The sequence below is a fragment of the Intestinibacter sp. genome (genome assembly GCF_051866655.1).
Taxonomy (GTDB): Bacteria; Bacillota; Clostridia; order Peptostreptococcales; family Peptostreptococcaceae; genus Intestinibacter.
This window is the reverse complement of record NZ_JBJDXL010000537.1, coordinates 1-9,691: the sequence shown is the minus strand read 5'-3', so window position 1 is coordinate 9,691 and position 9,691 is coordinate 1. Positions and strand designations below refer to the sequence as shown.

Annotated in this window: 13 protein-coding genes; all 13 read left to right on the top strand. The window is 30.4% G+C overall.

Translation table 11 applies throughout. The features are described 5' to 3' along the window. A partial coding sequence (locus tag ACI3VO_RS16240) for an HIT domain-containing protein (protein WP_439758912.1) occupies positions 1-224 on the top strand: 224 nt, incomplete at its 5' end. Positions 225-409: 185 nt separating this feature from the next. Further along, on the top strand, positions 410-589 hold the full coding sequence (gene rpsU / locus ACI3VO_RS16235; protein WP_002844447.1) for a 30S ribosomal protein S21: 180 nt from the start codon (positions 410-412) through the stop codon (positions 587-589). A 26-nt stretch (positions 590-615) separates the two neighbouring features. After that, positions 616-1,059, top strand: a complete 444-nt coding sequence (locus ACI3VO_RS16230; RefSeq protein WP_320624455.1) for a GatB/YqeY domain-containing protein — start codon at positions 616-618, stop codon at positions 1,057-1,059. 114 nt (positions 1,060-1,173) lie between these two features. Continuing rightward, positions 1,174-2,292, top strand: coding sequence for an AAA family ATPase (locus ACI3VO_RS16225; RefSeq protein WP_439758911.1), 1,119 nt, complete (start codon positions 1,174-1,176; stop codon positions 2,290-2,292). Positions 2,293-2,389: 97 nt separating this feature from the next. Beyond that, the gene (locus tag ACI3VO_RS16220) at positions 2,390-2,887 is read left to right on the top strand and encodes a TspO/MBR family protein (RefSeq protein WP_439758910.1); all 498 of its coding nucleotides are present in this window, start codon (positions 2,390-2,392) and stop codon (positions 2,885-2,887) included. 117 nt (positions 2,888-3,004) lie between these two features. Next, on the top strand, positions 3,005-3,238 hold the full coding sequence (locus ACI3VO_RS16215) for a YabP/YqfC family sporulation protein (RefSeq protein ID WP_439758909.1): 234 nt from the start codon (positions 3,005-3,007) through the stop codon (positions 3,236-3,238). Between the two features lie 13 nt (positions 3,239-3,251). After that, positions 3,252-4,532: a sporulation protein YqfD gene (gene yqfD / locus ACI3VO_RS16210; protein WP_439758908.1), complete on the top strand. Its 1,281-nt coding sequence runs from the start codon at positions 3,252-3,254 to the stop codon at positions 4,530-4,532. Positions 4,533-4,577: 45 nt separating this feature from the next. Further along, positions 4,578-5,588: a PhoH family protein gene (locus tag ACI3VO_RS16205; RefSeq protein ID WP_439758907.1), complete on the top strand. Its 1,011-nt coding sequence runs from the start codon at positions 4,578-4,580 to the stop codon at positions 5,586-5,588. 45 nt (positions 5,589-5,633) lie between these two features. After that, complete coding sequence (gene ybeY, locus ACI3VO_RS16200; RefSeq protein WP_439758906.1) at positions 5,634-6,095, top strand: rRNA maturation RNase YbeY; 462 nt, start codon at positions 5,634-5,636, stop codon at positions 6,093-6,095. A gap of 6 nt (positions 6,096-6,101) precedes the next feature. Then, the gene (locus tag ACI3VO_RS16195) at positions 6,102-6,824 is read left to right on the top strand and encodes a diacylglycerol kinase (protein ID WP_439758905.1); all 723 of its coding nucleotides are present in this window, start codon (positions 6,102-6,104) and stop codon (positions 6,822-6,824) included. Between the two features lie 124 nt (positions 6,825-6,948). Continuing rightward, positions 6,949-7,347: a cytidine deaminase gene (locus ACI3VO_RS16190; protein WP_320624943.1), complete on the top strand. Its 399-nt coding sequence runs from the start codon at positions 6,949-6,951 to the stop codon at positions 7,345-7,347. A 55-nt stretch (positions 7,348-7,402) separates the two neighbouring features. Next, on the top strand, positions 7,403-8,293 hold the full coding sequence (gene era, locus ACI3VO_RS16185; RefSeq protein WP_320924686.1) for a GTPase Era: 891 nt from the start codon (positions 7,403-7,405) through the stop codon (positions 8,291-8,293). Positions 8,294-8,304: 11 nt separating this feature from the next. Beyond that, a partial coding sequence (mgtE, locus tag ACI3VO_RS16180; protein WP_439758904.1) for a magnesium transporter occupies positions 8,305-9,691 on the top strand: 1,387 nt, incomplete at its 3' end.

Sequence of the window (9,691 nt, the reverse complement as noted above, 5' to 3'; positions counted from 1 at the left end):
AACCGGAAGAAGAAATCGCAGAAAATAGAAATCAAGAAGATATGGATATTATTGCACATATTCACAAAGTCATTAATATAATAGCAAAAGAAAAAGGTTTTGCAGATGCAGGATTTAGAATAATAAATAACTGTGGCGACGATGGTGGCCAAGAAGTAAAACATATTCATTTCCATGTATTAGCTGGTAAAAAGCTTCCAATGTATGAAAAAGAAGCGAAATAGTAAATTTTACTGATTTTTAAGTGAAGATTTTCTTGTGTATTAATATTTCATTTGTATATTTAATTAAAAGACTTGATAAAAGTATAAATATAGTTTATAATATACAAGTATGAAATTGCAGAGGTTTTTGTAAGGGCCTTTGTGACTTTATACATAATTCGCGAAATCGGAGGGAGGGAAAAAGAATGTCAGAAGTAAGAGTAAGAGAAAATGAATCATTAGATAGTGCTTTAAGAAGATTTAAACGTCAATGCGCTATGTCTGGCATAATGTCAGAAGTAAGAAAAAGAGAACACTATGACAAACCAAGTGTTAAACGTAAGAAAAAAGCTGAAGCAGCTAGAAGAAAAAATGCTAAAAGATAGTAATATGAAATAAAGAGGTGAAGGGAATGTCCCTTAAACAAAAGTTACAAGAAGATCTTAAGTCTTCTATGAAAAACAAAGATAATACTAGAAAATCAGTAGTAACTTTAATTAGGGCTTCAATTAAGCAATATGAAGTTGATAATAGGGTTGAGCTAGGAGATGCTGAAATAACAGATCTTATAGCTAAACTATTAAAACAAACTAGAGATTCTCTAGGAGAATTCAAAAAAGCTAATAGAGATGACTTAGTAAGTCAAGCAGAAGCTGAAATAGAAGTTTTAAAAGAGTACCTACCTCAACAATTAAGCGAAGAAGAACTAAACGAAATCGTAATTTCTACTATATCTGAAGTAGGAGCTACTTCTATGAAGGATATGAAGAAAATTATGTCGTCTATAATGCCTAAAGTAAAAGGGCGTGCAGATGGAAAGCTAATAAATGAATTAGTTAGAAAAAACTTACAATAGATTAAAAGGTCTAGAATATAATTCTAGGCCTTTTTACGTTTTCAAAATAGATATTTTTTTATAATTAAGATAGAATTAAACTATAAAAAAGTTTACTAATCAGGGGGAAGGAATATGTTGAAAATTTGTATTACAGGGGGACCAGGAGCTGGAAAATCATCTATTATGTCGCTATTAGAAAATATATTGCAGGATAGAGGATTTCATGTGTGCATAGTGCCAGAGACACCTACAGAGTTGATTTTAACTGGGATTAAACCAGGTGATTGTATTTCAATGATAGATTTTCAAGAGTTTGTACTAGATAAGCAGTTAGCAAAGGAAAAGCTTTATGAAAAGATGGCCGATTACTGCGACCCAGATAAGCTGGTGATTTTTTACGATAGAGGAGTATTAGATTGTCTAGCTTATGTCGATAGAGATATTATGGAAAAAATGCTGCAACAGAGAAATTTAACGTTCTCTGAGGTTATGGACTATTACGATGCTGTATTCCACTTGGTAACTGCAGCTGATGGAGCAGAGGAATTTTATCTATGGAATGATCCGACAAAAGAAGATGTTGGAAACAATGCTGCTAGAAGTGAATCTCCTGAAGAAGCTATCGTAAAGGACAAGAGAACTTTGGAAGCATGGATAGGACATTCGCATTTGAGAGTTTTTGATAATTCAACTGATTTTTCAGGAAAGGTTGATAGAGTTGTCGAGGAAGTATTTAATCTTCTAGGAGAACCGCTGCCTAAAAAAATAGAGAGAAAATTTTTAATCGAAAAACCAACTCAAGAGGATATAGATAAAATGGGATGTAGTTCTGCTTCAAATATAATTCAAACTTACCTAATTAAAAAGGATGAAAACGTTGAAAGAAGAGTTCGTCAAAAGGGAAATAAAGAAGAAGGCTTTACATTTTATTATACTGAAAAAAGAGATGTTTCAAATGTAGAGCGTATCGAAAAGGAATATAAAATTACTCCAGATGAATATGTAGCTTATTTATCAGAGACGGATACTTCACTACATCAAATTTCTAAAGTGAGATATTGCTTTATTTACAAAAATCAATATTTTGAATTAGATGTATATTCATTTAGCGAAGAGTATGCAGTTCTTGAGATAAAAATTAATGATATAGATGAAGAGGTAGAGCTACCACCATTTATTAAATTAGTTAAAGATGTGACTGGTGATAAAAATTATAGAAATAGCTCAATAGCTAAAAATCTAAGCTTTTAATAAAAAATTTACACAACCTATTTGATGAAGAATTAAAGTCATATATTATATATATCCTACATAATTATTATAAATAATTGTTAGGAGAGTGAAATGCTTGATTATATCAGTAAAAGAAATAAAGAGATTTATTATATGTGTCTTAATTCCGATTTTAATAGGTTATTTGAGTTTTTTGATATCTACCTTGATATCCCAAACATCCTTTGAAATTCAATATTTACAGCTTATAAAGCCTGATTTTGCTCCAGATAGCGATGTATTTCAAATAGTATGGCCGATTTTATATGTTTTGATGGGAATATCTTACTACATAGTAATAAAGTCTGAAAAGAGTACTCAAAAGATAAGAGAGGCTTCGTTTTTTTACTACCTTCAATTGGCGTTAAATTTTTTATGGAGCGTTTTATTTTTTGGACTAAGTTTGAGGTTTGTAGCATTAGTAGAAGTTTTTATATTACTGTTGATTTTAATGGCGATGATATATACGTTTTTTAATGTAAATATAAAAGCAGCTCTACTCAATCTACCTTATTTAATTTGGATTACATACGCGATGGTTTTAAACTATTTTATTTGGATATTAAATAAATAATTTAAGCAAATTTGGACTACCTAAATATGAGGTAGTATTTTTTTATTTAAATATCACATTTATAGATTATAAAATTCATAAAATATATGGAGAAATCGATTTTAAGGGAGGTATTTTATGGATATATCATCAGATTTACAGGTTGTAAAGCCGATTGTCACTATAGTCAGCAATAAATTTTTGAGTATAGAAAATTATTTAAATATAGTTGAATACGATAATAATTTAATAAGAATAAAAACAAAGGAAAAAATAGTTAAAATAACAGGTGATAAATTAGTTTTGAAATATATAAATGAGGGTGAAATAGGCATAAAGGGAATAATATATTCTCTAGAATATGTCGATTAGAGGGGGAAATGAGTTGATTAACTATATAAAGGGATATTATGTATTAGTTGTAGAGGGGATAGATACAGAAAAATATTTAAATTTTATCTGTAAAAATAAGATCTCTATTTACAACGTAACTAGGATAAACAGGACAAAGGTAGAGTTTAGTGTATCTAGAAATGATTTTAAAAAAATAAAAAATATATATAGAGGTAATAAATTTGATGTAAAAATAAAACAAAAGACTGGAATTCCATTTCTAGTAAAGAGAGTATATAGGTATAAAATTATGTTACTTGCAGGTATTGCATCGCTTTTATTACTTTTAACTACGACTCAATTTGTAACAGATATATACATAGATTGTCCAGAGGGAATAGACAAGGAAGTTTTACAACAGGAATTAAAAGAATGCGGATTAAAGCCAGGTGTCTATAAAAAAAGCATAGATAGAAAGACTATTAGAGATCATATAATGCAAGAAATAGATGAGGTGGCTTATTTATCTATAAATGTAAATGGAACAAATGTATTTGTAACAGTCACAAAGAAAGACGATGAAAAAACTCAAAAGGTAAATTCTAATTATTGCAATATTATAGCATCTAAAAATGGTATAATAGAAAAAGTAATCGCTAGAAGTGGAGATGCAGTTGTATCAGTTGGAGATATAGTAAAAAAAGGAGATTTGCTTATTCAAGGAGCTGATACATCGTCTATGCCTGAAGTTTGGGCTAGTACTTTTTATGAAAGCACTCAAAAAAAGCCTTACATAGAGACGCAAAATAAAAAGACAGGACAGAGCAAAAATGTTTATACCATAACTTTCTATGATAATAAATACGAAATAATGAGAAATATAAAATATAAGAACTATATAATTGAAAATAATACGAAGGAAATTAAATTGGGAAATTATACTTTTCCAATAAAAATTTTGATAAGCACGTTTTACGAGGTTGAGAAGAAAAATGTAAAAATAGATGTAGATAAGTTAAAGGAGGAATTGAAACAAAAGGCTTTGAAGGACTTGTACTACATGATGCCAGCATCTGCAAAAATAAGAGATGTAAATTATAAACATAAAGTAGACAAAAATATGTTAGAATATATTGTAACAGTACAAGCAAGTGAAGATATATCAAAAGTATATTCTCTAAATAAAACAGAAATAAATAAAATTTTGCAAGAAAAAAGTAAAAGCGAGGATGGAGAGCCTGTTCCATCTAATCCAGAGAAGAGACCTATAGATGATGTAAAAAACGAGTACGATAAAAATAAAAAAGACGACAATGAGCAAAGTAATCAATAAATTAAAAATTACTTATGATAAACATTTTAAGGAGGCACAATTTAATTGATAGTACAAAAAAAATTTTTAATAGAAGAGCAAGAATTTGAAAGAGAAATATTTGGAAATTTTGACGAAAATATTAAATTGATAGAAGATACATTGAGTATCGATGTTATTTTAAGAGAAGGAAATATTGTATTAATGGGCGAAGAAAAAAACGTAGACTTAGCCTATAAATTGATGACAGAATTGCAAGAGACAGTCATTAATGGAAAATCACTAGATAGACAATCTGTGACGTATAGTTTATCTTTGCTATTAGAAGGTAGTGAAATGAAGATAAAGGAATTAGAAGATGTTATCGTAGTGACTAAAAAGGGAAAGGCAGTTCAACCTAAAACTCTAGGTCAAAAGAAGTATATAGAGCTTATAAATCAAAATGACATAACTTTTGGTATAGGTCCAGCTGGTACAGGTAAAACTTATTTGGCAGTCGCTATGGCAGTAAGCGCATTTAAAAAGGATGAAGTAAGCAGAATTATCTTGACTAGACCGGCAGTTGAAGCTGGGGAAAGCTTGGGATTTTTACCTGGAGATTTAAAGGATAAGGTAGACCCTTACTTAAGACCACTATATGATGCGTTATTTGATATGTTAGGTGGAGATAGAGTAAATAAATACCTAGAAAGAGGAACTATAGAGGTTGCTCCACTTGCATTTATGAGAGGTAGAACTCTAGACAATGCATTTATAATACTAGATGAAGCTCAAAATACAACTCCAGAGCAAATGAAGATGTTCTTGACAAGACTTGGATTTGGATCTAAGGCAGTAGTTACAGGAGATATAACTCAAACAGACCTACCAGATAACAAAAAAAGTGGTCTAATTCAAGCAACTAATATATTGAGTGATGTAAGAGGTATAGGTAAAATAGAGCTTACAGAAAAAGACGTAGTCAGACATGAATTAGTTCAAAGAATAATTAAGGCTTATGAAAAGTTTGAAAAAAGAGAAGAATATAAAAGAAGTAAAAGAGAAAAAGAAAAGAATGCAAAAAACTCTAGAAGATAATAAAATAATATAGAGCTTTAAAAATATTAAATAGTAGGTGAACATATGGAATTAATAATAGACGATAGACAGGATAAATTAGAAGTTAGTGAAGATTTAATAGAAAAAATAAAAGATATTATATTAGAATGTTTAGATTATGAAGATTATGACGACAATTATGAAGTAAGCTTATCTTTTGTAGATAATAAAGAAATACATCAATTAAACAGAGAGTATAGAGGAATAGACAGAGCTACAGACGTATTATCATTTCCACTTTTAGTAGAGGATGAATTCGATGTAGAATTTGGAGAAGAATCTCTAGGCGATATAGTAATATCTCTAGAGAGAGCCTTTGAACAAAGCAGAGAGTATAACCATAGCTTTGAAAGAGAGGTATGCTTCTTAGTTTGCCACAGTATGTTCCATTTACTAGGATATGACCACGATACTGAAGAGCATACTAAAGAAATGAGACAAAAGGAAGAACATATTTTAAACAAGTTAGGAATAACAAGGGAGTAGGTTTTTATGAAAAGAAACAAACCACGCCAAAATATTATAAAAGCATTTAATGCAGCTATTGAAGGTGTTATATACACCTTCAAGCACGAGAGAAATATGAAAATTCACTATATTACCGCTGTATTGGTACTTTTAATAAGTTTATTTTTAGATTTAAGCAGGGTAGAAATGATGATACTACTTCTTTCTATAAGCTTAGTAATAGTATCAGAGATGTTTAATACGGCTGTAGAAAATGCTGTAGATTTGACTACAAATGAAATTCATCCACTAGCAAAGATTGCGAAGGATGTTGCGGCTGGTGGAGTTTTGATTTCCTCACTAAATGCAGTGGCTGTGGGATATTTGATTTTTTATGATAAATTTGTGCTTTTTTCTCAATCAGTGATAGTATCGATTAGAAAATCGGATCCTCATGTAACCCTGATATGTATTGTATTGGTTTTAATTGCAGTAGTTGTAGTTAAAGCATTGACTGCTACAGGAACTCCACTTCAGGGAGGAATGCCAAGCGGTCATGCAGCACTTGCATTTGCACTTGCGACAGCTATAACTATGATGGTCGAAAATCCAATTGCTGCAGTTTTAGGATATATAATGGCTGTTTTGGTGGCACAGAGTAGAATTGAGGGCAAAATACATACATTTTGGGAGACAGTTGCAGGAGCTTTGTTGGGAATATTGATAGCTATGCTCGTATTCCAAATAAAAATATTTAACTTTTATTAAAAAATTTTAATTAATGTAAATAAATAATCGTTAATCAAATCTTTGTGTTATAATAATAATGCTATGGTAAAATTATGAAATCGAAGTATTCTATAATTTTATCGTAAATTTTTAGGAGGACTTTATGGACAGTAGAGAATTATTAAAATTAGCTGAAGAAGCGAGATTAAATGCATATGTACCTTATTCAAAATTTAGAGTAGGTGCAGCATTACTGACATCAGATGGAAAAGTTTATACAGGATGTAATATAGAGAGTGCCAGCTTTGGAGCGACTAATTGTGCTGAGAGAACAGCAATATTTAAAGCTATTTCAGAGGGCGAAAGTAAATTTGTAAAAATCGCAATAGCATCGGATAATTCTGATAAGAATCAACCGACATGGCCATGCGGAATATGCAGACAAGTAATAGTTGAATTTGCAGATGATATACAAGTAATAACTGGAAGTTCAAAAGGAGATATAATAGAAACAAATATAAAGGATTTATTACCACATTATTTTGCTAAAGGTGACTTTTAAGCAATGACAAAAAATAAAAAATTAGTAAAATACAATAAGTTAGGAGAAAATGTAAATGTTCAAATCAGGATTTGTTAGTATAGTAGGTAGACCAAATGTAGGAAAATCAACATTAATGAATAATGTAGTGGGAGAAAAAATTGCCATAATGAGTGATAAGCCTCAAACTACTAGAAACACAATTCAAGCAGTGTACACTGATGAAAAATGTCAAATTGTATTTTTGGATACACCAGGTATACACAAACCCAAAAATAAATTAGGCGAATTTATGGTAAAATCAGCAACAGATGCATTCAAAAATGTTGATTTAGTATTATTCGTAGTAGATGATTCAAAAAAAATAGGACCTGGAGATAGAAAAATCATAGAAGATTTAAAGGGGATAAAAACTCCAGTAGTTTTAGTTTTAAATAAAATAGATAAACTAGAAGAAGCTGAGCTATTTGACTTGATGAATTTATACTCAAAGGAAGAATTATTTAAAGAAATAGTTCCAATATCAGCTCTTAAAGGAAGAAATATAAATGAACTTCTAAAGGTAATAGAAAAATACCTTGAAGAAGGACCAAAGTACTTCCCTGATTATATGATAACAGACCAACCAGAGAGAGTACTAGTTTCAGAGCTGATAAGAGAAAAAGTTCTACATTATTTAGACGATGAGGTACCACATGGAGTTGCCGTAGAAATAGAGAGAATGAAATCTAGAAAAGACAAGGATATAGTAGATATATCTGCTGTAATTTACTGCGAAAGAGAATCTCACAAGGGGATAATAATAGGCAAAAATGGTAGAAAGCTAAAAGGTATCGGAAAATCAGCGAGAGAAGATATGGAATTTTTATTAGGATCAAAGATAAATCTTCAATTATGGGTAAAGGTAAAAGAAAACTGGAGAAATTTACAAAATTACATCAGTGATTTTGGATATAATGATAAATAAAGGTGGATTATATGGATAGGAAAAACAATGATTCTAATCTGTTGTTAGAACAGGTACTCGATTTATTAGAAAATAATAAAGTATTGGAACTAAGGGAATTATTAGAAGAATATCATATTATGGATATCTTTGATGTAATGGAAGACTTAGACGAAGAGCTGAAGGTGAAGCTTTTTGAAGTTTTACCAATTGATATGTCTGCGTCTATTTTAGAGGAAAGTGGACCTGAATTTTTTAGATCAATATTTTCTCTAATAGATGTAGAACACGGTAGAAATATCTTAGAACAGATGTCTTTAGATGATTTGACAGACATATTAAGTGAACTAGAAGACGATGAAAGACAGAGAATAATAAACTTACTTAATAAAGAGGATGCAGAGGATGTAAAACATCTTCTAGGATATGAAGAAGAATCAACTGGTGGTATAATGACAACTGGATATATAGAAGTCAATGAAAATATGACTGCTAAGGAAGCTATTGAGCATATGAGAAAAAATGCTGAAGATGCTGAAACTATTTACTACATATATGTTATCGATAACGACGAAAAGCTAGTAGGGGTATTATCTCTTAGAGAGTTGATTACAGCTAGAGATTCTGTTGTAGTTGGAGATTTGATGAGTGAAAATATAATATCAGTTTTCGACGATGACGATAGAGAATTGGCTGTAAAATTAGTATCTAAGTACGATTTATTGGCTATTCCAGTTGTAGATAAAAATAATGTACTAAAAGGTATAATAACTGTCGATGATATAATAGATGTCATGGAGGAGGAAGCTACAGAGGATTTATATAAATTAGCTGGATCTTCTGAACATGAAAGAGACGTAGCAGAAAAACCTGACTCTACTATGATGGAACAAATAATTTCATCAGTCAGAGCTAGAATACCTTGGTTATTGCTTATAGTAATAGGTGGATTGTTTACTGCGATGATACTCACTAATGCTACTTTCATAGAAGGTTTAACTTATGTTAAATTTTTATGCTTTGTGCCAGTAATATTAGTTATGGGTGGAAGCGTCGGAATGCAATCTTCTTCTTTAACGATAATGAAATTGTCTAATAACGATGAGGAAGATATCGACTTTAAAACAGTACTAAAGGAAGGTGCTGTAGGCTTAATTACAGGGATAGTATGCTCTATTATTATAGGATTGATGGCTAGAGTGATTTTAAATAGCTGGAATATGGCTATAGTAATAGGTATTTGCGTATGGATTAATATGATTGTAGGAGCTATGATAGGTAGCTTTACACCTTTAATGCTAAAGCATTTATCAGGAGATATATCGATAATATCTTCACCACTTATATCTGTTTTATTAGATATGATAGGTGTAGTATTATTCTTTGTAATTACGACAATATTTTTGTCAAATATTGTTT